The following is a 23,582-nucleotide window of genomic DNA, read 5'->3' as shown; positions in this document are numbered from 1 at the left end:
CAGACGCCGGGGGCGCCGCTCTTGAACCAGCCTTTGAGGGAATCCTTTTTCACGGATCGCTACCTTTCTATCAAAGCGACGAGTATTTCTTGCGCAGACGCTGGCGAATCAGCTCGGCCAAGGTGTTCATCACGAACGTGAACATCAGCAGCACCAGAGCGGCCAGGAACAGCACGCGATAGTGGCTGCCGCCGACTTCCGATTCCGGCATTTCCACGGCCACGTTGGCGGCCAGGGTGCGCATGCCCTCGAACAGGTTCATCTCCATCACCGGGGTGTTGCCGGTGGCCATCAGCACGATCATGGTCTCGCCCACCGCACGGCCCATGCCGATCATCAGCGCCGAGAAGATACCCGGGCTGGCGGTGAGGATGACCACGCGGGTCAGGGTCTGCCAGGGCGTCGCGCCCAGGGCCAGCGAGCCCAGGGTCAAGCTGCGCGGCACGCTGAACACGGCGTCTTCGGCAATGGAATAGATGTTCGGGATGACTGCAAAGCCCATGGCGATACCCACGACCAGGGCGTTGCGCTGGTCATAGGTGATGCCCAGATCGTTGGTGATCCACAGCCGCATGTCGCCGCCGAAGAACCAGCTTTCCAGGTGCGGGCTCATGGTCAGGGCGAGCCAGCCGGTGAACAGAATGACCGGAATCAGGATCGCCGCCTCCCAGCCATCCGGCACACGCAGGCGAATCGACTCCGGCAGGCGGGTCCAGGCGAAGCCGGCCAGCAGGATGCCAACCGGCATCAGCAGGAACAGGCTGAACACGCCCGGCAGGTGGCCTTCCAGGTACGGGGCCAGGAACAGGCCGGCGAAGAAGCCAAGGATTACCGTGGGCATCGCTTCCATCAGTTCGATCACCGGCTTGACCTTGCGGCGCATGCCCGGGGCCATGAAGTAGGCGGTGTAGATGGCGGCGGCGATGGCCAGCGGGGCGGCCAGGATCATCGCGTAGAACGCGGCCTTCAAGGTACCGAAGGTGAGCGGCGACAGGCTCAGCTTGGGCTCGAAGTCTGTGTTCGAGGCGGTCGACTGCCAGACGTATTTCGGCTCGTCGTAGTTCTCGTACCACACCTTGCCCCACAGCGCGCTGAAGGAAATTTCCGGGTGCGGGTTGCGCAGGCTCAAGGGCAGCAGTTTGCCGCCTTCTTCGATGATGATGCGGTTGGCGCGTGGCGACAGGGCCAGGATACCTGGGCCTTCGGCAGCCGGCTCGACCAGCAGGGTGCGGTGCGCGGTGCTGTGGAACACGCCCAGCTTGCCGTCTGCGTCCAGCGCGATGAAGCCTTTGCGGCGCTCTTCCGCGTCGATCTGCACGATAGGCGCCTTGCCCATCTGGAAGGTACGAATTTGCTTGAAGCGCGACTCGCCGTCCGGGTCGCGGGCCATGAACCACTGGGCCAGGCCGCCTTTGGAGTCACCGATGATCAGCGAGATGCCGCCAACCAGCTGGGCCGTGGCGGTGATTTCGGTATCGCCGCTTTCAGACAGCTTGTAACGGCCGTTGAGGCTCTTGTCGCGCAGGCTGAACACGTCGGCAGTGGCGCGGCCGTTGATCACGTAAAGCCACTGCTGGCGCGGATCGATGAAGATGTTCTTCACCACTTCGGTCATTTGCGGCAGTTCGATGCGGTTCTGCTCGGTGGTGACCTCTTCGGTCATCATGTTTTCCGTGCGGGTCAGCTCCAGCACCTGCAGATGCGCGCCGGTGGAGCCGGCCAGCAGCAAGGTGTCGCCATTGACGTTGACGCTGACGTGCTCCAGCGCACGGCCCTGTTCGTCGAGCACGAACGGCTGCTCGCCGTACGGGTAGTCGATGCCTGGGCTAATGGTTTTCTTGTTGTCCGGGTAGGTGATCTTGTAGGTGTGGTGGAACACCAGCGCCTGGCCATTGGACAAGCCCAGCACCACCAGCGGGCTACCCGGCTGGTCGGCACTGATCGACGTAACCTGGGTGCCTGCCGGCACAGGCAGGTCGACACGTTTGAGCTCGTTACCGGTCTTGGTATCGAAGAACAATGCCTGGCCCTTGTCCGAAACTCGCATCCCCACCAGGTTCTGCTCTTCTAGCGCGATCATCAGCGGCTTGCCGGCATCCTGCTGCAGCCAGGTTGGCGCCAGGGCTTTCTTGCTGGTCAGCTCGGCGCCCTGGAACAGTGGCAGCACCACATAGGCCAGGTAGAAGAAGATCAGGGTGATGGCCGCCAGAACGGCAAGCCCGCCCACCAGTACATACCAGCGGGTCAGGCGGTCCTTGAGCGCACGCATGCGGCGCTTGCGTTGCAACTCGGGCGTATTGAAATCAATGCGCACGGGCTGGGAGTTTTGGGTCATGTTGGAATTGGCCAGATCATTCATGCGCACACCCTAGCGGTCCCGTGTGACAAAAACATTACAAAGTGGTGACGCGCGAAAGCCCGCCGCACAGGGAACCTGGCTTCGGACTGGAATTTCGTGGAAGAGGCCGGGCATCGGCACCGGCCTCTTCTTCAGTTACTTACTTCTTTGCAACGCTACCGGCGTGCGACAGGCCCAGGTCAGCCAGGGTCTTGTCGACGACTTTGGCCGGCAGCGGGATGTAGCCATCCTTCACCACGACCTGCTGGCCAGCTTGCGACAGCACCAGCTTGACGAACTCGGCTTCCAGCGGGGCCAGAGGCTTGTTCGGGGCCTTGTTGACGTACACGTACAGGAAGCGCGACAGCGGGTAGGTGCCGTTCAGAGCGTTGGTTTCGTTGTCTTCAACGAACTCGCCGCCTTCTTTCTTGGCCAGGGCTACGGTTTTGACGCTGGCAGTCTTGTAACCGATACCCGAGTAGCCAATGCCGTTCAGCGAAGAGCTGATCGACTGCACCACCGAAGCCGAGCCAGGCTGTTCGTTGACGTTAGGCTTGAAGTCGCCTTTGCACAGGGCTTCTTCCTTGAAGTAGCCGTAGGTGCCCGATACCGAGTTGCGGCCGAACAGCTGGATTGGCTTGTTGGCCAGGTCGCCGGTCACACCCACGTCGCCCCAGGTCTTGATTTCGGCTTTGCCACCGCACAGGCGAGTGGAAGAGAAGATGGCGTCGACCTGAGCCATGGTCAGGCCCTTGATCGGGTTGTCCTTGTGCACGAACACGGCCAGGGCGTCGACAGCAACCGGGATGGCGGTCGGCTTGTAACCGTACTTCTGCTCGAAGGCCTGCAGCTCGACGTCCTTCATCTTGCGGCTCATCGGGCCGAGGTTGGCGGTGCCTTCGGTCAGCGCGGGTGGCGCGGTGGAGGAGCCGGCCGCCTGGATCTGGATGTTTACGTTCGGATATTCCTTCTTGTAGGCCTCGGCCCACAGCGTCATCAGGTTCGCCAGGGTGTCGGAGCCAACGCTGGAGAGGTTGCCCGAAACACCGGTGGTCTTGGTGTAGGTCGGGATCGCAGGATCGACAGCGGCTACCGCGTTGGCGGTTGCAACGCCAGCGGCGGCAAAGGTGAGGGCCGCCATCAAACGCTTCAGTTTCATGCCTTGCTCCTAGCAGGAATATGGGGGTGTTGGATGGAACGGGCCCAAGTATCGGCAGGCCGCATGAACACGATATGACTTCATTGTGACAATTGGATGAAAGGCCATCACTGTAAGCAGGTCTGGCCTTTTCGCGGGTAGCCTCGAAGCAGATCAGCGCTTATTGGCGAGCAAGTACAGGCCCACGGCCAGACCAACGGCACACAGCCCCGCCACGTAGTAGGCCGGCGCCATCGGGCTCACCTTCAGCAGCGCCGTCACCACCATCGGTGTCAGCCCGCCGAAAATCGCGTAGGCCACGTTGTACGAGAACGACAGCCCGCTGAAGCGCACCGCCGCCGGGAACGCCTTGACCATCACATAGGGCACAGCGCCAATCACGCCCACGCACAGGCCAGTCACCGCGTACAGCGGGAACAACAGCTCAGGCCGGGTCGGCAGGCTGTGGTAGAAGGCCCAGGAACTGGCCAGCAGCAACAGGCTGCCAATCACGAACACGCGGCCCGCACCAAAGCGGTCGGCCAGGCTGCCGGCGCCGATGCAGCCAAGGCTGAGCAGCACGATCGCCAGGCTGTTGGCCTTGAGCGAGTCGGTCGGGCTGATGTGGTAGAAGCTCTGCAACAGCGCCGGGGTCATCAGGATGACCACCACGATGCCGGCCGACAGCATCCAGGTCAGCAGCATCGACAGGATGATCGGGCCACGGTGGTCACGCAGCACGGCCCGCAGCGGCAATTCCTCGGCCAGCGCCTTGCGCTGCTGCATTTCGGCGAACACTGGCGTTTCGTGCAGCCAGCGGCGCAGGTACACCGAGAACAGGCCGAACACACCGCCGAGCAGGAACGGAATCCGCCAGGCGTAATCGGCCACTTCTTCGGCGCTGTACACGCTGTTAATCAGGGTCGCCACCAGCGAACCCAGCAGAATGCCCGCCGTCAGGCCTGCAGTCAGGGTGCCGCAGGCGTAGCCGGTGTTGCGCGCAGGCACGTGTTCGGACACGAACACCCAGGCGCCCGGCACCTCGCCACCGATGGCCGCGCCCTGGATCACGCGCATCAGCAGCAGCAGGATCGGCGCCCACATGCCAATTTGGGCATAGGTTGGCAGCAGGCCCATGATCAGGGTCGGCAGGGCCATCATGAAGATGCTCAGGGTGAACATCTTCTTGCGCCCCAACAAATCACCGAAGTGGGCCATGATGATGCCGCCCAGCGGCCGCGCCAGATAGCCGGCGGCGAAGATGCCGAAGGTTTGCATCAGGCGCAGCCACTCGGGCATGTCGGCCGGGAAGAACAGCTTGCCGACCACTGTGGCGAAGAACACGAAGATGATGAAGTCGTAGAACTCCAGCGCACCGCCCAGGGCGGACAGTGAAAGGGTCTTGTAGTCACTGCGGGTCAGCGGCCGCGAGGGCTGCTCGATACTGCTGGGCACGGAAGTCATCGCTCGTTGTTCTCTTTGTAGGGCATGCAGGCCGCTTGGCACGCGGCTTCTGGATTAGGGGACACGCGAAGATAGCAAATAGCCGAGCTGCGCTGAAAGCGATACAAAATCCCTACACATATTCATGAATGCGCGGTCGTCGCTGGCCGTTATGCTCTATATACTGGCAGTTCGTAGGAAAAGGTTGCCCCTAACGTGGGATGATGTGCGAAAACGCCGGTCAGTATTGTCAGACGGTTTCGCAGAGTTTCCCTACGGCCGCCCAGTGAAACGAAATCGGCGTAGTATGTTTCAAGCTGAATCGTTTACCCGGCCTTTGCGCCACACCAACGAAAAGCGTCACGGGTCAGAGGCCCCATCGCATGATTGAGCTCGAACAAGAAGATCCAATCCCACAAGGCGACCTGGCCTTGCAGATCACAGCATTGCCGCGCGAGACCAACGGCTTCGGCGACATCTTCGGCGGCTGGCTGGTTGCCCAGATGGACCTGGCCGGCACCGCCATGGCCAGCCGCGTCGCCGGTGGCCGCGTGGCTACCGTGGCCATCGACCGCATGGCCTTCCTGGTACCGGTCGCGGTCGGCGCGCAGCTGTCGTTCTATACCCAGACCCTGGAGATCGGCCGCAGCTCGATCCGGATGATGGTCGAAGTGTGGAGCGACGACCCGCTGTCCAGCGAATGGCGCAAGGTTACCGAAGCGGTATTCGTCTTCGTCGCCATCGACGGCAGTGGTCGTACCCGGTCTGTGCCTCGTCGCTAAGCCTCGCCGGCGGTAAACTCATTGCATGTGCCCGGGTCCAAGGCCCACTGGCAACCAATGAGATGAATGCAATGGCTACCTACCAGGTCGTAACCGAGCAACATGGCGAACTGAACTGCTGGCGTATCAGCAGCGACCGCGCCGAACTCCTGATCGCCCAGCAAGGCGCACAGATCCTCAGCTACCAGCGGGTCGGCGAGCCGCCGCTGCTGTGGCTGAGCGACCAGGCCATCTTCCGCCAGGGCAAGTCGGTTCGCGCCGGGGTGCCGGTGTGCTGGCCGTGGTTTGGCAACTTGCAGCGCAACCCCCAGGCCGTGCAGGCCATGTACCACGGCGAGCAGGCACCAGCTCACGGGCTGGCGCGCTCACGTGACTGGCAGTTGCTGGGTATAGAGGAAGCGGGCGACGGCCTGCGTATCGAGTTCGAGCTGCCTGAGGCGCAGGGCGACCTGCCCGGGTGGCCCCATGACGTCGAGCTGAAGCTGGTGGTGGAGCTGGGTGACGAGCTGAAGCTGAGCCTGACCAGCCGCAACATGGGTAATACCCCGGTTACCATCAGCCAGGCGCTGCATAGTTACTTTGCAGTTAGCGATGTGCGTCAGGCGCGGGTCGAAGGGGTCGAGGGGCTGGGCTATATCGAGACCCTGGCTGACTGGGAACAGCGCCAGCAGCAAGGGCCGCTGGCGTTTGCCGGGGAGACGGACCGGATCTACCTCGATACCCCGCAGACGCTGAGCATTGTCGACCCGCATTGGAGCCGGCGGATTACCTTGACCAGCAGCGGGTCGCGCTCGGCGGTGATCTGGAACCCATGGACCGAGCGGGCCAAGGAGCTGGCAGACATGGCTGATGACGGCTGGCAGCGGATGCTGTGCATCGAGACGGCGAATGTGTGGGATGACCTGGTGGAGCTGAGGCCAGGGGCGAGTCACTCGCTAGGCGTCGTGATCGGCTGTGAAATGATCTGAGTTTTACAGTGGTTTTGCCGGCCTCTTTACGGGCTTGCCCGCGAGGAGGCCGGTGCAGGCAATCAGAGGTCTGCATCCTCCACCACCCTCACCTTCCCCGCATCCAGCGCATAGGCCGCGTCGGCCAGGTCATTGCTGACCTTTTCCACCTTAAGCGTGCCGCTGACCCACAGCGGTGTGTAGATGTCATCGATCTTCAGTCCTTTCGGGTAGCGCACCAGCACCAGCTGGTTCGGCGGCGGTGGCGGCACATGGATGCACGCCCCAGGGTACGGCACCAGGAAGAACAGCGTGCTGTTGCCCTTGGCGTCGCTTTCCAACGGCACGGGGTAGCCGCCCAGGCGAATGTCCTTGCCGTTCATGGCTGCCACGGTCTTGGTCGAGTACATCACCGCCGGCAGGCCCTTGCTCTGTTTCAGGCCACCCTTGTCGGTAAAAGTGCCCATGGCTTCCGGTGAGTTGTGGTCGATTTCGGGCATTTGCTCGAGCGCCTTCTGGTCCGACTTGGGCATCAACTCCAGCCAGTCGGTTTCAGGCAGTTCGGCATGGGCCAGGGCGCTGGCCAACAGCAGGGGGACAAGGAAAAAGGCACGCATGGAAATGCTCGGCAACTCGGATGAATTGCCGGGCATTCTAACCAGTATTCAGCGTTTCTTGATGAATCCGTAGATCACCAGAAGGACCACGGCACCGACCAGCGCGCCAAAGAAGCCCGCTGCCTGTCCGGCCTGATAGATGCCCAACGCCTGGCCGCCATAGGTGGCCAACAGGGAGCCGGCAATACCCAGCAGGATGGTCATGATCCAGCCCATGCTGTCGTCGCCCGGCTTGATGAAGCGGGCCAGCAGGCCGACGATGAGGCCGATGAAGATGGTTCCAATGATGCCCATGGCAATCCCTCTGCAGTTCGAAGATGGAACAAGCCAAAGCCTAGGCAGCGTTTTGGCTTGTTGCCATCTTCAGAGGGCAAGCCGGTGGTAGAAGTTCGATCAGTTGCTGATCAGGGCTTCTACTTCGGCAATCTTGCGCTCAAGGGTAGCCATGTCGTGGCAGCGCAGGGTGGCGTGGCCAACTTTGCGGCCGACCTTGAAGGCCTTGCCATAGTGGTGCAGGTGGCAGTCACCAATGGCGACCACTTTATCTACAGCTGGCACTTCACCGATGAAGTTGAGCATCGCACTTTCGCCCACCTTGGCAGTCGAGCCCAGCGGCAGGCCGGCAACGGCGCGCAGGTGGTTCTCGAACTGGCTGCATTCGGCGCCTTCGATGGTCCAGTGCCCGGAGTTGTGCACGCGCGGGGCGATTTCGTTGGCCTTGAGGCCACCGTCGACTTCGAAGAACTCGAAGGCCATCACACCTACATAGTCCAGTTTTTGCAGCACGCGGCCCACGTAGTCTTCGGCCAGGGCCTGCAGCGGGTGCGCCTGGCTGGCCACCGAAAGGCGCAGGATGCCGCTTTCGTGGGTGTTGTGCACCAGCGGGTAGAAGCGGGTTTCGCCATCGCGGGCACGCACGGCCACCAGCGACACTTCGCCGGTGAACGGCACGAAGCCTTCCAGCAGGCACGGCACGCTGCCCAGCTCGGCGAAGGTGCCTACCACGTCTTCAGGCGTACGCAGTACCTTCTGGCCCTTGCCGTCGTAACCCAGGGTGCGGGTTTTCAGCACGGCCGGCAGGCCGATGCTGGCCACTGCGGCGTCCAGGTCTGCCTGCGAGAGAATGTCGGCGAAGGCCGGGGTCGGGATACCCAGGTCGCGGAACATGCTTTTTTCGAACAGGCGGTCGCGGGCGATGCGCAGCGCTTCGGCGCTGGGGTAGACCGGCACGAACTGCGAGAGGAAGGCCACGGTCTCGGCCGGGACACTTTCGAACTCGAAGGTGACCAGGTCGACTTCGTCGGCCAGCTGGCGCAGGTGATCCTGGTCGCCATAGTCGGCACGCAGGTGCTCGCCCAGGGGCGCGGCGCAAGCGTCCGGCGCCGGGTCGAGGAAGGCGAAGTTCATGCCCAGCGGGGTGCCCGCCAGAGCCAGCATGCGGCCCAGCTGGCCGCCACCGATTACACCGATCTTCATGGGTTGAGCCTCAAGCCTGGCGCGGGTCTGGGTTGTCCAGCACGGTGTCGGTCTGCTCCGTGCGGAACTGCTTCAACGCCGCGTGGAACTGTGGGTACTTGGCGCCCAGGATGCTGGCCGACAGCAGCGCAGCGTTGACGGCACCGGCACGGCCGATGGCCAGGGTGGCAACCGGCACGCCGGCTGGCATCTGCACGATCGACAGCAGCGAATCGACGCCCGACAACATCGACGACTGGACGGGTACGCCCAGCACTGGCAGGTGGGTCTTGGCGGCGCACATGCCTGGCAGGTGAGCTGCGCCACCGGCACCGGCGATGATCACCTCGATGCCACGGCCTTCGGCCTCCTCGGCATACTGGAACAGCAGATCCGGGGTGCGGTGGGCGGAAACCACCTTCACTTCGTAGGGAATGCCGAGTTTTTCCAGCATATCGGCGGTGTGGCTAAGGGTGGACCAATCGGACTTGGAGCCCATGATCACGCCAACCAGTGCACTCATCGTCGAGCCTCTTCGCTTGTGCGCCCTTGGGCGCGTCAAAAAACAACAAGCCACGCGGGACGACCGGCGTGGCTTGTTTGCTGATCAGGACCGGACGCATCCGGTCGAAAGGCCGCGCAGTATACCGTAAGGTGTTGCGTTTAAGGCACCCCGGCGACCAACTGTCGCCCCTTATTTTTCGGGGCTTTGGCTGACTTTTGGGTCAACCGCCGCCGCACCTTCCAGCTTGCGCCACAACAGCCGTACGTTGGCCTTGCGTACCAGGGCGCAGCGGTACAGGCGGATCTCCAGCGGCACATGCCACTGACTGCCGCCGCAGATGGCCAGTTCGCCCCGCTCCAGCTCGCCGCGCATCGACAGGCGCGGCACCCAGGCGATGCCCATGCCTTCCAGCGCCATGCTCTTGAGACTGTCGGCCATGGCGGTTTCGTAGACGGTGGTATAGCGCAGGTTACGCTGGCGCAGCAGCAAATTGACCGAACGCCCCAGGAACGCGCCTGCGGTATAGGCCAGCAGCGGCACGCTGCCCTCGCCTTCCAGATCGAACAACGGTTTGCCTTCGGCGTCCACGGCGCACACCGGCAACATTTCGGTGGTGCCCATGTGCAGCGACGGGAAGATCTCGGCATCCATCTGCAAGGCCGCGTCCGGGTCATAGAACGCCAGCATCAGGTCGCAGCCACCTTCGCGTAATGCATGCACGGCATCCCCGACGTTAGTCGCAACCAGGCGGGTGGCGATGTTCAAACCGTCGTTGCGCAACTGGGCCACCCAGCGGGGGAAAAAGCCCGATGCAAGGGAGTGCGCCGCCGCCACCTGAACGACCTCGCCCTGCCCACCTTCAAGGTGATGCAAATGGCGGAGAATCTCGCTCAACTGGTCGACAACCGTACGCGCCGTGACAAGAAAAAGCTGCCCGGCCTCAGTCAGTTCGATCGGTGTGCGGGAACGATTCACCAACTGCAGGCCCAACGCCGCCTCCAGGCTGCGAATGCGCCGGCTGAAGGCCGGTTGGGTGACGAAACGCCGCTCTGCAGCCTGGGAAAAACTGCGGGTGGCAGCCAGCGCGCTGAAATCTTCCAGCCATTTGCTTTCAAGGTTCACGAAGCACATCTCCCGGCATGCACCAAAATGGAACACGCTCGAATGTCAATTGGCGTCACATGAAACACTATGCCGTTTGTGCATAGGTTAGCGTGCAACAGCATTGGCCGCAAAATCACCTTCAGGCCTAGGATTGGCGCCATTCCGGCATGTGCCGGGTCAAAATCGAGATGATATACATCATGTCCTCCGCTGCATCGTTCCGCGTCGAAAAAGATCTGTTGGGTACCCTTGAAGTTCCTGCTGATGCCTACTACGGCATCCAGACCCTGCGCGCTGCCAACAACTTCCACCTCTCCGGCGTTCCGCTGTCGCACTATCCGAAACTGGTAGTCGGCCTGGCGATGGTCAAGCAGGCAGCTGCTGACGCCAACCGTGAGCTGGGGCACCTGAGCGATGCCAAGCACGCCGCGATCAGCGCAGCCTGCGCACGACTGATCAAGGGCGACTACCACGAGCAGTTCGTGGTGGACATGATTCAAGGCGGTGCTGGTACTTCCACCAACATGAACGCCAACGAAGTCATCGCCAACATCGCGCTGGAGGCCATGGGCCACCAGAAGGGTGAGTACCAGTACCTGCACCCGAACAACGATGTGAACATGGCGCAGTCGACCAACGACGCCTACCCGACCGCTATCCGTCTGGGCCTGCTGCTGGGTCACGACGCGCTGCTGGCCAGCCTCGACAGCCTGATCCAGGCCTTCGCTGCCAAGGGTAAGGAATTCGACCACGTACTGAAGATGGGCCGTACCCAGCTGCAGGACGCCGTGCCGATGACCCTGGGCCAGGAGTTCCGCGCCTTCGCCACCACCATGACCGAAGACCTGCAGCGCCTGCGCTCGCTGGCTCCGGAACTGCTGACCGAAATCAACCTGGGTGGTACTGCCATCGGTACCGGCATCAACGCCGACCCTGGCTACCAGGCCCTGGCCGTACAGCGCCTGGCAATCATCAGCGGCCAGCCGCTGGTGCCGGCTGCCGACCTGATCGAAGCCACTTCCGACATGGGCGCCTTCGTGCTGTTCTCCGGCATGCTCAAGCGTACCGCCGTCAAGCTGTCGAAGATCTGCAACGACCTGCGCCTGCTGTCCAGCGGCCCGCGCACCGGCATCAACGAGATCAACCTGCCAGCACGTCAGCCAGGCAGCTCGATCATGCCAGGCAAGGTCAACCCGGTTATCCCGGAAGCCGTCAACCAGGTGGCCTTCGCCATCATGGGCAACGACCTGGCCCTGACCGTCGCCGCCGAAGGTGGCCAGTTGCAGCTGAACGTGATGGAACCGCTGATCGCCTACAAGATCTTCGACTCGATCCGCCTGCTGCAACGCGCCATGGACATGCTGCGCGAACACTGCATCGTCGGCATCACCGCCAACGAACAGCGCTGCCGTGAACTGGTCGAGCACTCGATCGGCCTGGTCACCGCCCTGAACCCGTACATCGGCTACGAAAACGCCACCCGTATCGCCCGCGTTGCCCTGGAAACAGGCCGTGGCGTACTGGAACTGGTGCGCGAAGAGAAGCTGCTGGACGAAGAGATGCTCAACGACATTCTGCGTCCGGAAAACATGATCGCTCCCCGTCTGGTTCCGCTGAAGGCGTAACCCGGCTGCTGCAAACAGTCTCACCAGGTTAAGGGACTAGACACCTCTCAACCTTTCAAGGCCCGAGCCTATGCTTCGGGCCTTTTTTTTGCCCGCAAAACAAGCGGCGCGAAGACCGCTTGCCGATATCGGCACACTACTTGCTCGATAATGCGTCCCAGCCCAACGGGATTACCCAGCATGCTGCACAGCCACCTCACCACCCTCAACGCGGTTTCGCTGATCCTCAACGTCTTCCAGGCAGACGGTTGCGAGGCATCAGCGCTGCTGGCCGGCAGCGGCATTGGCCCGTCAGACCTGGGGCACGCCGATGCGCGCATCACCACCCAGCAGGAACTGCAGGTGTGCGCCAACGCTGTGGCCCGGCGCGAGGACATCGGCCTTGAACTGGGCCGGCGCATGCACGTGTCGTGCTACGGCATGCTCGGTTACGCATTGCTCTCCAGTGCCACTTTGGGTGACGCCTTGCGCCTGGCGCTGGCATATCCGGCACTGCTGGGAACAGTGTTCAAGCTACGTTTGATCGAGGACGGCCAGCGGGTCTGGCTAAGTGCCAGCGACTGCCACGACAGCCCGGCGCTGAGCGCATTCAACGCGGAGTTCTGCCTGGTGTCGCTGAAAGTCATCTGCGACGACTTGCTTGGGCGCCCACTGCCTCTGCTAGGCGCCCGTTTCGAACACTCGCGGCCCGGTTACCACGCGCTCTATGCCGGTGCATTCCAGTGCCCGGTGGGTTTCGACGCTCAGGACAATGCCTTGGCGTTTGAACGGCGCTGGCTGGACAGGCCACTGCCGCTGGCCGATTCGATTACCCACAAGGCCATGAGCGAACGCTGCCGGCGCCTGAACCTTGAGTTCACGGGCCGGCAGGCCTGGCTGGGGCGGATTCGCCAGCTGCTGGCACAGCAACTGGACGCCGCGCCTGGGCTGGAAGGGTTGGCGCGGCAGATGAATTGCTCGTCGCGCACCCTGCGCCGGCATTTGCAGGCGCTGGGCAGCAGTTATCAACAGCTGCTGGACGAGTTGAGGTTCGAGCGGGCCAAGCAGTTGTTGGCTGATGAACAGATGCCGATCTATCGCATTGCTGAGACCTTGGGGTTCAGCGAGACCGCCAGTTTTCGCCATGCGTTCCAGCGTTGGAGTGGTGTAGCGCCCAGCCACTTCCGTGGTTGACCAGCTACGGCCAAAGAGCTTGGCCACATCGATCCCCTTTTGGCCGTTTGCGTCGTTCTCCGCTATTGACCTGCCCATGACAATGGACCCACGCCAGTATCCAACGGAGAACAACAATGCTGACGATCTATTCCGATGATCACCGCCTGCACCACGGCCGCTGCGAGCTGATCGACGGCAAGCTGATGCCCTGCTTCGAAATGCCTTCGCGCGCTGACCATGTGCTCGACCAGGTAAAAAAACGCAACCTTGGCGACATCCAGGGGCCTACCGACTTCGGCCGCGCGCCGTTGCTGCGCATCCACAGCGCCGACTATCTCGACTTCTTCGAAGGCGCCTGGGCGCGCTGGGCCGCACTGGGCCAGGAAGGCGACCTGCTGCCGTTCACCTGGCCTGCTCGCACCTTGCGCCAGGTAAAACCCACCGGCCTGCATGGTGAGTTGGGCTACTTCAGCTTCGATGCCGGCGCGCCGATCACCGCCGGTACCTGGCAGGCCGCCTACAGCGCCGCCCAGGTCGCCCTCACGGCCCAGGCGGCAATCCAGCAGGGCGCCCATTCGGCCTTTGCCCTGTGCCGCCCACCGGGGCACCACGCCGCCGGCGAAGTCATGGGCGGTTATTGCTACCTGAACAACGCCGCCATCGCCGCCCAGGCCTTCCTGGACCAAGGCAAGCGCAAGGTCGCCATCCTCGACGTCGACTACCACCACGGCAACGGCACCCAGGACATCTTCTACAGCCGCGACGACGTATTCTTCGCTTCGATCCATGGCGACCCGCAGGACGAATTCCCGTTCTTCCTAGGCTATGCCGACGAAACCGGCGAAGGTGCCGGTGAGGGCTGCAACATCAACTACCCGCTTCCGGCCGGCAGCGACTGGGCGGCCTGGAGCGCAGCCCTGGAGGATGCCTGCCAGCGCATTGCCCGCTATGACGCCGACGTACTGGTGATCTCGCTGGGTGTGGACACCTTCAAGGACGACCCAATCTCGCAGTTCAAGCTGGACAGCCCGGACTACCTGGAAATGGGCAAACGTATCGGCCAGCTCGGCAAGCCGACCCTGTTCGTGATGGAGGGCGGCTACGCTGTGGAAGAAATCGGTATCAACGCGGTCAATGTGCTGGAAGGCTTCCAGCGCGCCCAGCCAGGAGCCCGGTAATGGTCCGACTCAAGCGTCTACTCGCCCCGTTCATCGCTGCCACCTTGTTCACCGGTGCCCTGCATGCTCAAGCCGAGCAGCGCACACTGCGTGTGTATAACTGGTTCGACTACATCACCCCGCAGACCTTGACCGATTTCAAGCAGGACAGCGGGGTCAAGCTGATCTACGACATCTTCGATACCAACGAGGCGCTGGAGGCCAAGCTGCTCACCGGCAACTCCGGCTATGACGTGGTGGTGCCGTCCAACGTGTTCCTCGCCAAGCAGATCGAAGCCGGGGTGTTTCAGCCGCTGGACCGCAGCAAACTGCCGAACTGGCAACACCTGGACCCGGCGCTGATGAAGCTGATCGAGGCCAACGACCCGGGTAACAAGTACGCGGTGCCCTACATGTACGGCACCGTGCTGATCGGCTTCAACCCGGCCAAGGTCAAGGCAGCGCTCGGCGACAACGCCCCGGTGGACAGCTGGGACCTGATCTTCAAGGAGGAGAACATCGCCAAGCTCAAGCAGTGCGGCGTGGCGCTGCTCGACTCGCCTTCGGAGATTCTGCCGCTGGCCCTGCAGTACTTGGGTTTACCGCCGAACAGCGACAAACCGGCCGACTACAAGAAGGCCGAAGCGTTGATGCTGAAGATCCGCCCACACATCACCTACTTCCATTCTTCGAAGTACATGGCAGACATCGCCAATGGCGATATCTGTGTGGCGGTGGGTTACAGCGGCAGTTTCTCGCAGGCCGCCAACCGCGCGCGCGATGCCAAGAACGGCGTGGTGGTGGACATGCGCCTGCCCAAGGAGGGTGCGCCGATCTGGTTCGACATGCTGGCGATTCCAAAGAATGCGGCCAACCCGGAAGATGCCCACACATTCATCAATTACTTGCTACGGCCTGAGGTGATTGCGCCGATCAGCGACTTTGTCGGTTATCCGAACCCGAACAAGGATGCGACTGAAAAGGTCAGTCCGGCGATTCGCAACAATCCCAACCTGTACCCGACGGCGGAAGCGATGGCCAAGCTTTATACCCTCAAGCCCTTGGCGCGGGACGCAGAGCGGGCCAGAACCCGGGCCTGGACCAGGATCAAGTCCGGAACCTGAGTCGCCTGCTTCGCGGGCATGCCCGCTCCCACATTGATCGCATTACAACCGGACTCTGTGGGAGCGGGCGTGCCCGCGAAGGGCCGCACAGCGGCCCCAATTCACTTTTTCCAAACCTTTCGCAATTTCATCAAGGCTTCGGCAATCTCCCCCTCCGGCACCGCCGCAAACCCCAGCACCAGCCCCGCTCGCTTATCCACAGGCACCTCGCTGTCCGCCAACCAGAAATTACTTAGCGGCGTCACCTCTAAACCCACTGCTTCAGCCTTTGCCACCAGTTCCTGCTCCCGCGCAAAGTTATCCACATCCACCTTCACATGCAGCCCCGCCGCCACTTCCGGCATCTCGCCCAACCCGGGAATATCCACAGGCCAGCCAGCCTTGAGTACGTTACGTCGACTCAAAGCGGCCTTGCGCATACGGCGGATATGCCGCTGGAAATGCCCGCGCGCCATGAATTCGGCCATCACGCACTGGCTGCTGACTTCCGAATGCCGCACGGCCAACGCCTTGCCCTGACTGAATCCCTGCACCAGTTGCGGCGGCAGCACCAGGTAACCCAGGCGCAACGCGGGGAACGCAATCTTGCCGAAGGTGCCGACGTACAGCACCCGACCGTGCCGGTCGAGCGCCGCCAACGGAGCCAAGGGCGCACCGCTGTAGCGGTACTCGCCGTCATAGTCGTCCTCGATGATCCAGCCATCGTTGCGTTCGGCCCACGCCAGCAACGCCAGGCGCCGCGCCAGGCTCATGGTGACCCCGGTCGGGTATTGATGGGCCGGCGTGACATACGCCAGCCGGCAGTTCGCCTGCTGACCGAGCAGACGGCAGTCCATGCCCTCTTCGTCCACAGGCACGCCATGCAACGTGGCGCCAGCCAGCGCAAAGGCATGCCCGGCCGCGCGGTAGCCGGGGTTTTCCACAGCCACACCGTCACCCGGCTGCAACAACAGCTGTGCACAAAGGCTGATGGCTTGTTGTGCACCACTGGTGATCACAATTTGTTCAGCCATACAACTTAGCCCACGCGAACGGCGCAGGTAGGCCGCGATCAACTCGCGCAAAGCCGGCTCGCCTGCCGGGTCACCGTAACCCAGCTGCGCAGGGGATGGTTTACGCCAAAAACCCGCCTGCAGCTTGGCCCAGACGTCAAAAGGGAACAAGTCGAATGCCGGAATGCCGACCCGAAAGGCACGGGGCGCACCACTTCTTGGGGAGGGTAAGTGGTTACTTTTCAGGCGCTGTAAAGGCGCAGATAAACGCCGTTCGCTGGATAAATCCTCAGTATTTTCTGCGGAAAATGTGGATAAACCTGTTGATAAGCCTCGGGATAACCCTGTGGATATTTGTGTGGATATTTTTGGCAGCCGACTTACGTAAGTACCATCTCCAACTCGGCTTTCGATGTAGCCCTCCGCATACAATTGGTCATAGGCGCGCACCACACTGTTGCGTGACAGCGCCAGCATGACGGCCAGGTCGCGAGTGGCTGGTAGCCGTGTTCCACTGCTCAGGCGCCCATCCAGCACCCGCGCACGCAATGCCTGGTACAGCTGCTGACTCAGCCCACGGCGTCGATCAAGGGCGATCCCGGCAGGGTCGAATGGCAGTGTGAAGGGGCGCTCGCTCATGGCATTGGACCTATCAAATCAGGCAGTAATGGCTCTTACCCAGAACCAATAGCCTGCCTAGGATGGAACCATTCGACAAGGACCAAGCCCTATGTACAACAGCAAGCCGCATCAGGAGCACGACCTCGGCCGCCTGCACCAGCATATGCTCGACACCCGCCTGGCTGTCCTGGTCAGCCACGGCGATCAGGGGCTGCTGGCCACGCACCTGCCAGTGCTGGTCGATACCACCGAAGGCGAATTCGGTACGGTCTATGCCCACCTGGCCCGGGCCAACCGCCAATGGCAGGACCTGGCACAGGGTGTCGAAGCCTTGCTGGTATTCCCCGGCGCCGATGCCTATGTCAGCCCCGGCTACTACCCGAGCAAGGCTGATAACCCCAAAGTCGTACCTACCTGGAACTATCTGGCCGTGCACGCCTACGGCACAGCCGAGGTGATCCATGATACCGAGCCGCTGCTGGCGATCGTCAGCCGCCTGACCGACCGCCATGAACAGGGCCGCAGCGAACCGTGGAAAGTCACGGACGCCCCTGCCGACTACCTCGATGGCATGCTCCGCGCCATCGTCGGCATCCGCCTGCCCGTCGCCCGTCTGCAAGGGGCACGCAAGCTCAGCCAGAACCGTTCCGATCAAGACATCGCTGGCGTGCGCGAAGGCCTTAGCGCCAGCGCCGATCAGCTGGACAACCAACTCGCGGCGCACATGCGCCAACTCTGAAGGAATAGCCCATGTCCAGCGTTACCCTACGCCCTGTCACTGCCCAAGATCACGCGGCCTGGCTCGCCCTGTGGCAGGCCTACCTGCACTTCTACGAAAGCGAACTGGCCGATGAAGTCAGCCTGAGCACCTGGCAACGCCTGCTCGATCCGAACGAGCCCACCCATTCGACCCTGGCCTGGGCCGATGGCAAGGCGGTAGGCATGGTCAACTTCATCTACCATCGTTCCAACTGGAGCATCGAGAATTCCTGCTACCTGCAGGACCTGTACGTGGACAGTGCGCAGCGGGGCCTGGGCATTGGCCGCCAGCTGATCGAGCACGTCTACGCCACAGCCAAGGCCAACGGCTGCATCAAGGTGCACTGGCTGACCCACGAAACCAATGCCACCGCCATCAGCCTGTATCAGCAGGTTGCCGAACGCTCGGGCTTCATCCAATTCCGCAAAGGTTTGTAGGCCGAACATGACAGACGCATTGAACTGGAAACCCGCCGCAACGCCCCAGGCCGAACCCATTGAAGGCCGCTTCATCCGCCTGGAAAAGCTCGACCCGGCGCGCCATGGCGACGCCCTTTGGGACGTGCTGCAAGGCCCGGCATCCGACCCGGTGCTATGGGACTACCTGCCTTATGGGCCGTTCACCGAGCGTGCCGCCTTCGACCGTTGGCTGGAGGGCAACGCCGCAGGCCGCGATCCGCTGTTCTACACCGTCATCGACCGCCCCAGCGGCCAGGCACAGGGCATTCTGAGCCTGATGTCCATCGTACCCGACCACGGGCGTATCGAAATCGGCCATATCGCCTTCGGCGCCGCCATGCAGCGCACACCTAAAGGAACCGAGGCGGTGTACCTGCTGGGCAAGTTGGCCTTCGAACTGGGCAACCGCCGGCTGGAGTGGAAGTGCAACAACGCCAACGCCCGCTCCAAGCGGGCGGCGGAGCGGTTTGGCTTTGTTTACGAAGGGGTGTTCCGCAAGCACCTGGTGGTGAAGGACCATAACCGCGATACGGCCTGGTATTCGATTACCGATGAAGAGTGGCCAGCGGTGGCTGCCGGATTCGAGCGGTGGCTGGGAGAGGAAAACCAGCAGCCGAGTGGGCAGGTGCAGACACTTGAGGCATGCCGCAAAGGCTGAGTCTTGTATGGGCCATCAGGTTCAGCACAAAAAAAGGGGAGCATTCGCTCCCCAGAGGTAAACCGCTTGTAGATGAGCGCTTAAATCAGCCCTCGATCTCGATCAGGATTTCACCCGGCGTTACACGGTCGCCCTTGGCCACATGAATGGCGACGACCTTGCCGGCGATGGCCGCCTGCACTTCGGTTTCCATCTTCATGGCTTCGGTGATCAGCACGGCCTGGCCGGCCTTGACCAGGTCGCCTTCCTTGACCAGCACATCGACGATGTTGCCTGGCATGGTGGTGCTGACGTGGCCTGGGTCGGTGGCTTGCTTGCGCTTGCTGCCGCCGCCGCCAACGAACTCGTTGAGTGGCTCGAACACCACTTCTTCCGGCATGCCGTCGATCGACAGGTAGAAGTGACGCTTGCCTTCGGCCTTAACGCCCACGCCGGTGATATCGACGCGGTAGGTTTCGCCGTGCACGTCGATGACGAACTCGGTCGGCACGCCTTCACCGCCCGGGGCGGCTACGGCGCCGGCCTCCGGAATCGGCAGCAGGGCTTCTGGCGTCAAGGTGCCGGCTTCGCGCTCTTCGAGGAACTTTCGGCCAATGTCAGGGAACATGGCGAACGTCAGCACGTCTTCTTCACAATGAGCCAGGGCGCCGATGTCGGCACGCAGCTTGGCCATTTCCGGCTTGAGCAGGTCGGCCGGGCGTACGTCGATCACTTCTTCGCTGCCGATTGCCTGACGGCGCAGCTGCTCATTCACCACGCCCGGGGCCTTGCCGTAACCGCCTTGCAGGTACAGTTTCACCTCGTTGGTGATGGTCTTGTAGCGCTCGCCAGCCAACACGTTGAAGAATGCCTGGGTGCCAACGATCTGCGAGGTCGGGGTTACCAGCGGCGGGAAGCCAAGGTCTTCACGTACACGTGGGATCTCGGCCAGCACTTCGTTCATGCGGTTAAGCGCACCCTGCTCTTTCAGCTGGTTGGCCAGGTTGGAGATCATGCCGCCCGGCACCTGGTTGACCTGCACGCGGGTGTCCACGGCGGTGAACTCGCTTTCGAACTGGTGGTACTTCTTGCGCACGGCGTAGAAATACAGGCCGATTTCCTGCAGCAGTTCCAGGTCCAGGCCGGTGTCGAATTCGCTGCCCTTGAGCGCAGCCACCATCGACTCGGTGCCTGGGTGGCTGGTGCCCCAGGCGAAGCTGGAGATGGCGGTGTCGATGTGGTCGGCGCCGTTTTCAACTGCCTTCAGCTGGCACATGGCAGCCAGGCCGGCGGTGTCGTGGGAGTGGATGAATACCGGCAGGGATTGCTCGGCCTTCAGCGCCCTGACCAGCTCGCCAGTGGCGAACGGCGTCAACAGGCCGGCCATATCCTTGATCGCGATCGAGTCGCAACCCATGGCTTCCATCTGTTTGGCCTGGGCTACAAAGGCGTCGATGGTGTGCACGGGGCTGACGGTGTAGGCGATGGTGCCCTGGGCGTGCTTGCCAGCGGCCTTGACCGCTTCAATGGCCACGCGCAGGTTACGCACGTCGTTCATGGCGTCGAAGATGCGGAACACGTCGATGCCGTTGACCGCTGCCTTGGCGACGAAGGCCTTGACCACGTCGTCGCTGTAATGGCGGTAGCCCAGCAGGTTCTGGCCGCGCAGCAGCATTTGCAGGCGGGTATTGGGCAGGGCTGCGCGCAGCTTGCGCAGGCGCTCCCACGGGTCTTCTTTCAGGAAGCGCACACAGGCGTCGAAGGTGGCGCCGCCCCAGACTTCCAGCGACCAGTAGCCGACTTTGTCGAGCTTGTCGCAGATCGGCAGCATGTCTTCGGTGCGCATGCGGGTGGCCAGCAAGGACTGGTGGGCGTCGCGCAGGATCGTGTCGGTAACGTGGATTTTCTTGGACATTATGGGGTTCCTCACAGGCCTGCGTGGGCGGCGATGGCGGCGGCGATGGCCAGGGCCAGCTCTTCGGGTTTGCGCTTGATCGAGTAGTTGGTCAGTTCAGGGTGGCTTTCGACGAAGCTGGTATTGAACTGGCCGCTACGGAATTCCGGGTTGCGCAGGATTTCCTGGTAGTACGCGGCAGTGGTCTTCACCCCTTGCACGCGCATGTCGTCCAGGGCCCGCAGGCCGCGGTCCATGGCTTCTTCCCAGGTCAACGCCCACACCACCAGCTTCAGGCACATGGAGTCGTAGAACGGCGGAATGGTGTAGCCGGTATAGATTGCCGTGTCGGTACGCACGCCCGGGCCGCCGGGGGCGTAGTAACGGGTGATCTTGCCGAAGCTGGGCAGGAAGTTGTTTTTCGGGTCTTCGGCGTTGATGCGGAACTGCAGCGCGTATCCGCGGTGCTGGATATCTTCCTGCTTGACCGACAGCGGCAGGCCCGAAGCAATGCGGATCTGCTCACGGACGATGTCGATACCGGTGATTTCCTCGGTGATGGTGTGCTCCACCTGCACCCGGGTGTTCATTTCCATGAAGTACACCTCGCCATCGGCGAGCAGGAACTCCACGGTACCGGCGTTCTCGTAGTTCACGGCCTTGGCCGCACGCACTGCCAGGTCGCCGATGTAGGCGCGCTGCTCGGGGGTGAGCTGCGGGCTTGGGGCAATTTCGATGAGCTTCTGGTTACGGCGCTGGATCGAGCAGTCGCGCTCGAACAGGTGCACCACGTTGCCAAAGCTGTCACCGAGGATCTGCGCCTCGATGTGCTTGGGGTTGACGATGCACTTTTCCAGGAACACCTCGGCCGAACCAAAGGCCTTGGTGGCCTCGGAAATAACCCGTGGGAAGTTCTGTTCCAGTTCTTCACGGCTGTTGCAGCGGCGGATACCACGGCCGCCACCACCGGAAGTGGCCTTGAGCATCACCGGGTAACCGATGCGGTCACCTTCGCTCAGGGCTTCATGAATATCGGCAACGTTGCCTTCGGTACCCGGGGTTACCGGCACACCGGCGGCGATCATGGTGCGGCGCGCTTCGGTCTTGTCGCCCATGCGGCGAATCACGTCGGCAGCCGGGCCGATGAACTTGATCCCGCGCTCTGCGCAGATCTCCGCCAGTTCGGCGTTTTCCGACAGGAAACCATAGCCTGGGTGCAGGGCATCGCAGCCGGTTTCCACAGCCAGGTTCACCAGCTTGCGCGGGTTCAGGTAGCCAGCCAGCGGCTCGGCACCAATGCTGTGTGCCTCATCGGCGCGCTTGACGTGCAAGGCGTGACGGTCGGCGTCGGAATAGATCGCTACCGAGCGAATGCCCATCTCGGCGCAGGCACGCACGATCCGAACTGCGATTTCACCTCGGTTGGCGATCAGGATTTTTTTTATCACTGGAGTCTTCCCAAAGCCGTAGGAACAGTCGAGCCGGTTCTACCGGTCGGCGCGTGACCAGACGTTGCTGGCCAGTCGCGTATTCACCCTAGCGCTGTAGGTCGATAAACAAAAATCAATATTTGTTAGAGGCTGTATTAGCAAAAGCTTATAGTGCGGTTACAAGGTGTTGCCAACGAGTCGATAAAAATGCGTAAGTCCTTGATGCGTATGACTTTGCGTCAATTGCAGATCTTCAACGAGGTGTGCGATTTGCGCTCGTACAGCCGCGCGGCGGAAGAGATGGCACTGACGCAACCCGCCGTTAGTCTACAGATCCGCCAGCTCGAAGAGCTGATTGGCCAGCCACTGTTCGAGTACGTAGGCAAGAAGCTGTACCTGACCGAGGCGGCCGAAGCCTTGCAACGCGCCAGCCGCGACATCTTCGGGCGGCTGGAGAGCCTGGACATGCAGCTGTCGGACATGCAGGGCTCACTGCAGGGGCAGCTGAAACTGGCGATCGAGTCCAGTGCCAAGTACTTCGTGCCACACCTGTTCGCCGCCTTCAAGCAGCGTCACCCGGAGGTCAACCTGACCCTGACGGTGGTCAACCGCGCCCAGGCCATTCGTCGCCTTTCGGATAACCGCGACGACCTGATCATCATGTCGATGGTGCCGCAGGACATGGGCCTGGAATTTCTGCCATTCCTCAACAACCCAATCGTGGCGGTGGCACCGCCCGAACATCCGCTGTGCAAACTGGAGCAGTTGCGCCTGCAGGACCTGGAGCCTCATACCCTGCTGGTCCGCGAGCAAGGTTCGGGCACACGCAAGGCGTGCGAGGAGTACTTCAAGGACAAGCGCGTACACTTTACGCAGACGCTGGAAGTGGCCTCTGCCGATGCCCAGCGCGAATGCGTGATCGCCGGCCTGGGTGTCGCCTTGCTGACCCGCCATGCAGTCAACCTGGAGCTGGCCACTGGTGTGTTGAGGGAGCTACCCGTAGAAGAACTGCCGCTATACCGGAGCTGGTGCGTGGTGCAGGCCAAGGCCAAGCGGCAGTCGCCGGTGGCCTTGGCGTTTTTGGCGTTCATCCGCAGCGAACGTGCGTTGATCAGCGCGCTTGTTGAACGTTTTTCGGGGAAGCTGCCGACGACGTCTGCCATACCGTGAGCGCTTGCAGCTCGGGGTAGTCTGCCAGGTCGCGGAGCAATTGGCGTTGGTCGCAATAGACCTCGATCGCGCGGCGGTACTCCATGCGGCGCTGATCCTTTTCCTGCTGTTTGCGAGCCTTGGCGTTGGGTTGGTAAGTACCTTCGTGGTCGCGTGCCATTGCCTGTCTCCCAGATAGGATGCGGGAGTTTCAGACTGGCCTGGATGGTTTACGGTTTGGCGGTGGAATG

At 62.1% G+C, this 23,582-nt stretch carries 22 protein-coding genes; 10 read left to right on the top strand and 12 right to left on the bottom strand.

The features are described from left to right. Positions 1-70 precede the first annotated feature (70 nt). The 3 genes from D906_RS05765 to D906_RS05755 form a co-directional block, all read right to left on the bottom strand. A complete protein-coding gene (locus tag D906_RS05765) occupies positions 71-2,359 on the bottom strand; it encodes an ABC transporter permease subunit (RefSeq protein ID WP_019096629.1) in 2,289 nt (762 codons plus the stop codon). 139 nt (positions 2,360-2,498) lie between these two features. Beyond that, positions 2,499-3,497, bottom strand: coding sequence for a phosphate ABC transporter substrate-binding protein PstS (locus D906_RS05760; protein ID WP_019096628.1), 999 nt, complete (start codon positions 3,495-3,497; stop codon positions 2,499-2,501). A 153-nt stretch (positions 3,498-3,650) separates the two neighbouring features. Beyond that, a complete protein-coding gene (locus tag D906_RS05755; RefSeq protein ID WP_019096627.1) occupies positions 3,651-4,940 on the bottom strand; it encodes an MFS transporter in 1,290 nt (429 codons plus the stop codon). A gap of 362 nt (positions 4,941-5,302) precedes the next feature. Between D906_RS05755 and D906_RS05750 the strand changes: the two genes are divergently transcribed. Further along, positions 5,303-5,701 carry an acyl-CoA thioesterase gene (locus tag D906_RS05750; RefSeq protein WP_016712731.1) on the top strand — a complete coding sequence of 133 codons (399 nt, stop codon included), beginning with the start codon at positions 5,303-5,305 and terminating at the stop codon, positions 5,699-5,701. A 71-nt stretch (positions 5,702-5,772) separates the two neighbouring features. Continuing rightward, positions 5,773-6,669, top strand: a complete 897-nt coding sequence (locus D906_RS05745; protein WP_016712732.1) for a D-hexose-6-phosphate mutarotase — start codon at positions 5,773-5,775, stop codon at positions 6,667-6,669. 62 nt (positions 6,670-6,731) lie between these two features. Here the strand turns inward: D906_RS05745 and D906_RS05740 are convergent, their stop codons facing one another. From D906_RS05740 to D906_RS05720, 5 genes are all read right to left on the bottom strand, one after another. Beyond that, positions 6,732-7,265 carry a DUF3299 domain-containing protein gene (locus D906_RS05740; RefSeq protein WP_161751323.1) on the bottom strand — a complete coding sequence of 178 codons (534 nt, stop codon included), beginning with the start codon at positions 7,263-7,265 and terminating at the stop codon, positions 6,732-6,734. 48 nt (positions 7,266-7,313) lie between these two features. Beyond that, the gene (locus D906_RS05735; protein ID WP_010955824.1) at positions 7,314-7,559 is read right to left on the bottom strand and encodes a GlsB/YeaQ/YmgE family stress response membrane protein; all 246 of its coding nucleotides are present in this window, start codon (positions 7,557-7,559) and stop codon (positions 7,314-7,316) included. A 99-nt stretch (positions 7,560-7,658) separates the two neighbouring features. Continuing rightward, on the bottom strand, positions 7,659-8,741 hold the full coding sequence (locus tag D906_RS05730) for a 5-(carboxyamino)imidazole ribonucleotide synthase (protein ID WP_016502259.1): 1,083 nt from the start codon (positions 8,739-8,741) through the stop codon (positions 7,659-7,661). A gap of 10 nt (positions 8,742-8,751) precedes the next feature. Further along, on the bottom strand, positions 8,752-9,243 hold the full coding sequence (purE, locus tag D906_RS05725; RefSeq protein WP_009684500.1) for a 5-(carboxyamino)imidazole ribonucleotide mutase: 492 nt from the start codon (positions 9,241-9,243) through the stop codon (positions 8,752-8,754). Positions 9,244-9,414: 171 nt separating this feature from the next. After that, positions 9,415-10,347 carry a LysR substrate-binding domain-containing protein gene (locus D906_RS05720; protein ID WP_161751324.1) on the bottom strand — a complete coding sequence of 311 codons (933 nt, stop codon included), beginning with the start codon at positions 10,345-10,347 and terminating at the stop codon, positions 9,415-9,417. 182 nt (positions 10,348-10,529) lie between these two features. On the opposite strand from D906_RS05720, the gene aspA reads away from it, so the two are divergent. The 4 genes from aspA to D906_RS05700 all read left to right on the top strand — a co-directional run bounded on the left by aspA (position 10,530) and on the right by D906_RS05700 (position 15,390). Continuing rightward, the gene (gene aspA, locus D906_RS05715) at positions 10,530-11,954 is read left to right on the top strand and encodes an aspartate ammonia-lyase (protein ID WP_025754235.1); all 1,425 of its coding nucleotides are present in this window, start codon (positions 10,530-10,532) and stop codon (positions 11,952-11,954) included. Positions 11,955-12,134: 180 nt separating this feature from the next. Further along, positions 12,135-13,127, top strand: coding sequence for an AraC family transcriptional regulator (locus D906_RS05710; protein ID WP_019098451.1), 993 nt, complete (start codon positions 12,135-12,137; stop codon positions 13,125-13,127). A gap of 116 nt (positions 13,128-13,243) precedes the next feature. Then, positions 13,244-14,287 (top strand): histone deacetylase family protein, encoded by a 1,044-nt coding sequence (locus D906_RS05705; RefSeq protein WP_027614805.1) that lies wholly within the window; start codon positions 13,244-13,246, stop codon positions 14,285-14,287. After that, a complete protein-coding gene (locus D906_RS05700) occupies positions 14,287-15,390 on the top strand; it encodes a polyamine ABC transporter substrate-binding protein (RefSeq protein WP_016712740.1) in 1,104 nt (367 codons plus the stop codon). The genes D906_RS05705 and D906_RS05700 overlap by 1 nt, the downstream gene beginning before the upstream one ends. A gap of 101 nt (positions 15,391-15,491) precedes the next feature. On the opposite strand, the gene D906_RS05695 is transcribed toward D906_RS05700, so the two are convergent. Then, complete coding sequence (locus tag D906_RS05695; protein ID WP_019098450.1) at positions 15,492-17,021, bottom strand: PLP-dependent aminotransferase family protein; 1,530 nt, start codon at positions 17,019-17,021, stop codon at positions 15,492-15,494. A 91-nt stretch (positions 17,022-17,112) separates the two neighbouring features. Here D906_RS05695 and D906_RS05690 point away from each other — a divergent pair, with 91 nt between their 5' ends. The 3 genes from D906_RS05690 to D906_RS05680 are packed head-to-tail and all read left to right on the top strand — an operon-like array spanning position 17,113 to position 18,879. Further along, on the top strand, positions 17,113-17,742 hold the full coding sequence (locus D906_RS05690; RefSeq protein ID WP_016712742.1) for an FMN-binding negative transcriptional regulator: 630 nt from the start codon (positions 17,113-17,115) through the stop codon (positions 17,740-17,742). Between the two features lie 11 nt (positions 17,743-17,753). Then, complete coding sequence (locus tag D906_RS05685; RefSeq protein ID WP_019098449.1) at positions 17,754-18,200, top strand: GNAT family N-acetyltransferase; 447 nt, start codon at positions 17,754-17,756, stop codon at positions 18,198-18,200. Positions 18,201-18,207: 7 nt separating this feature from the next. Continuing rightward, positions 18,208-18,879, top strand: coding sequence for a GNAT family N-acetyltransferase (locus D906_RS05680; protein WP_019098448.1), 672 nt, complete (start codon positions 18,208-18,210; stop codon positions 18,877-18,879). An 85-nt stretch (positions 18,880-18,964) separates the two neighbouring features. On the opposite strand, the gene oadA is transcribed toward D906_RS05680, so the two are convergent. Both oadA and D906_RS05670 read right to left on the bottom strand, forming a co-directional pair. Next, positions 18,965-20,773 (bottom strand): sodium-extruding oxaloacetate decarboxylase subunit alpha, encoded by a 1,809-nt coding sequence (gene oadA / locus D906_RS05675; protein ID WP_019098447.1) that lies wholly within the window; start codon positions 20,771-20,773, stop codon positions 18,965-18,967. Positions 20,774-20,784: 11 nt separating this feature from the next. Next, on the bottom strand, positions 20,785-22,200 hold the full coding sequence (locus tag D906_RS05670; RefSeq protein WP_016712746.1) for an acetyl-CoA carboxylase biotin carboxylase subunit: 1,416 nt from the start codon (positions 22,198-22,200) through the stop codon (positions 20,785-20,787). A 204-nt stretch (positions 22,201-22,404) separates the two neighbouring features. On the opposite strand from D906_RS05670, the gene D906_RS05665 reads away from it, so the two are divergent. Beyond that, positions 22,405-23,352, top strand: a complete 948-nt coding sequence (locus D906_RS05665; RefSeq protein ID WP_161751335.1) for a LysR family transcriptional regulator — start codon at positions 22,405-22,407, stop codon at positions 23,350-23,352. Here the strand turns inward: D906_RS05665 and D906_RS05660 are convergent. After that, positions 23,294-23,512 (bottom strand): PA3496 family putative envelope integrity protein, encoded by a 219-nt coding sequence (locus D906_RS05660; RefSeq protein ID WP_080578095.1) that lies wholly within the window; start codon positions 23,510-23,512, stop codon positions 23,294-23,296. The genes D906_RS05665 and D906_RS05660 overlap by 59 nt on opposite strands. Between the last annotated feature and the right edge of the window lie 70 nt (positions 23,513-23,582).

The organism is Pseudomonas sp. LAIL14HWK12:I1, assembly GCF_003202095.1.
Classification (GTDB): Bacteria; Pseudomonadota; Gammaproteobacteria; order Pseudomonadales; family Pseudomonadaceae; genus Aquipseudomonas; species Aquipseudomonas monteilii.
The sequence above is the reverse complement of the archived record's forward strand: the minus strand, read 5'-3'. Positions and strand labels throughout refer to the sequence as shown.

Bases quoted from the DNA above. Each gene is read 5' to 3' on its own strand.
- D906_RS05705 (WP_027614805.1), top strand. From the start codon at position 13,244: ATGCTGACGATCTATTCCGATGATCACCGCCTGCACCACGGCCGCTGC.
- D906_RS05660 (WP_080578095.1), bottom strand. From the start codon at position 23,512: ATGGCACGCGACCACGAAGGTACTTACCAACCCAACGCCAAGGCTCGC.
- D906_RS05685 (WP_019098449.1), top strand. From the start codon at position 17,754: ATGTCCAGCGTTACCCTACGCCCTGTCACTGCCCAAGATCACGCGGCC.
- D906_RS05760 (WP_019096628.1), bottom strand. From the start codon at position 3,497: ATGAAACTGAAGCGTTTGATGGCGGCCCTCACCTTTGCCGCCGCTGGC.
- D906_RS05695 (WP_019098450.1), bottom strand. From the start codon at position 17,021: ATGAGCGAGCGCCCCTTCACACTGCCATTCGACCCTGCCGGGATCGCC.
- purE (WP_009684500.1), bottom strand. From the start codon at position 9,243: ATGAGTGCACTGGTTGGCGTGATCATGGGCTCCAAGTCCGATTGGTCC.
- D906_RS05730 (WP_016502259.1), bottom strand. From the start codon at position 8,741: ATGAAGATCGGTGTAATCGGTGGCGGCCAGCTGGGCCGCATGCTGGCT.
- D906_RS05700 (WP_016712740.1), top strand. From the start codon at position 14,287: ATGGTCCGACTCAAGCGTCTACTCGCCCCGTTCATCGCTGCCACCTTG.
- aspA (WP_025754235.1), top strand. From the start codon at position 10,530: ATGTCCTCCGCTGCATCGTTCCGCGTCGAAAAAGATCTGTTGGGTACC.
- D906_RS05680 (WP_019098448.1), top strand. From the start codon at position 18,208: ATGACAGACGCATTGAACTGGAAACCCGCCGCAACGCCCCAGGCCGAA.
- D906_RS05665 (WP_161751335.1), top strand. From the start codon at position 22,405: ATGCGTATGACTTTGCGTCAATTGCAGATCTTCAACGAGGTGTGCGAT.
- D906_RS05690 (WP_016712742.1), top strand. From the start codon at position 17,113: ATGTACAACAGCAAGCCGCATCAGGAGCACGACCTCGGCCGCCTGCAC.
- D906_RS05740 (WP_161751323.1), bottom strand. From the start codon at position 7,265: ATGCGTGCCTTTTTCCTTGTCCCCCTGCTGTTGGCCAGCGCCCTGGCC.
- D906_RS05755 (WP_019096627.1), bottom strand. From the start codon at position 4,940: ATGACTTCCGTGCCCAGCAGTATCGAGCAGCCCTCGCGGCCGCTGACC.
- D906_RS05710 (WP_019098451.1), top strand. From the start codon at position 12,135: ATGCTGCACAGCCACCTCACCACCCTCAACGCGGTTTCGCTGATCCTC.
- D906_RS05735 (WP_010955824.1), bottom strand. From the start codon at position 7,559: ATGGGCATCATTGGAACCATCTTCATCGGCCTCATCGTCGGCCTGCTG.
- oadA (WP_019098447.1), bottom strand. From the start codon at position 20,773: ATGTCCAAGAAAATCCACGTTACCGACACGATCCTGCGCGACGCCCAC.
- D906_RS05765 (WP_019096629.1), bottom strand. From the start codon at position 2,359: ATGAATGATCTGGCCAATTCCAACATGACCCAAAACTCCCAGCCCGTG.
- D906_RS05750 (WP_016712731.1), top strand. From the start codon at position 5,303: ATGATTGAGCTCGAACAAGAAGATCCAATCCCACAAGGCGACCTGGCC.
- D906_RS05745 (WP_016712732.1), top strand. From the start codon at position 5,773: ATGGCTACCTACCAGGTCGTAACCGAGCAACATGGCGAACTGAACTGC.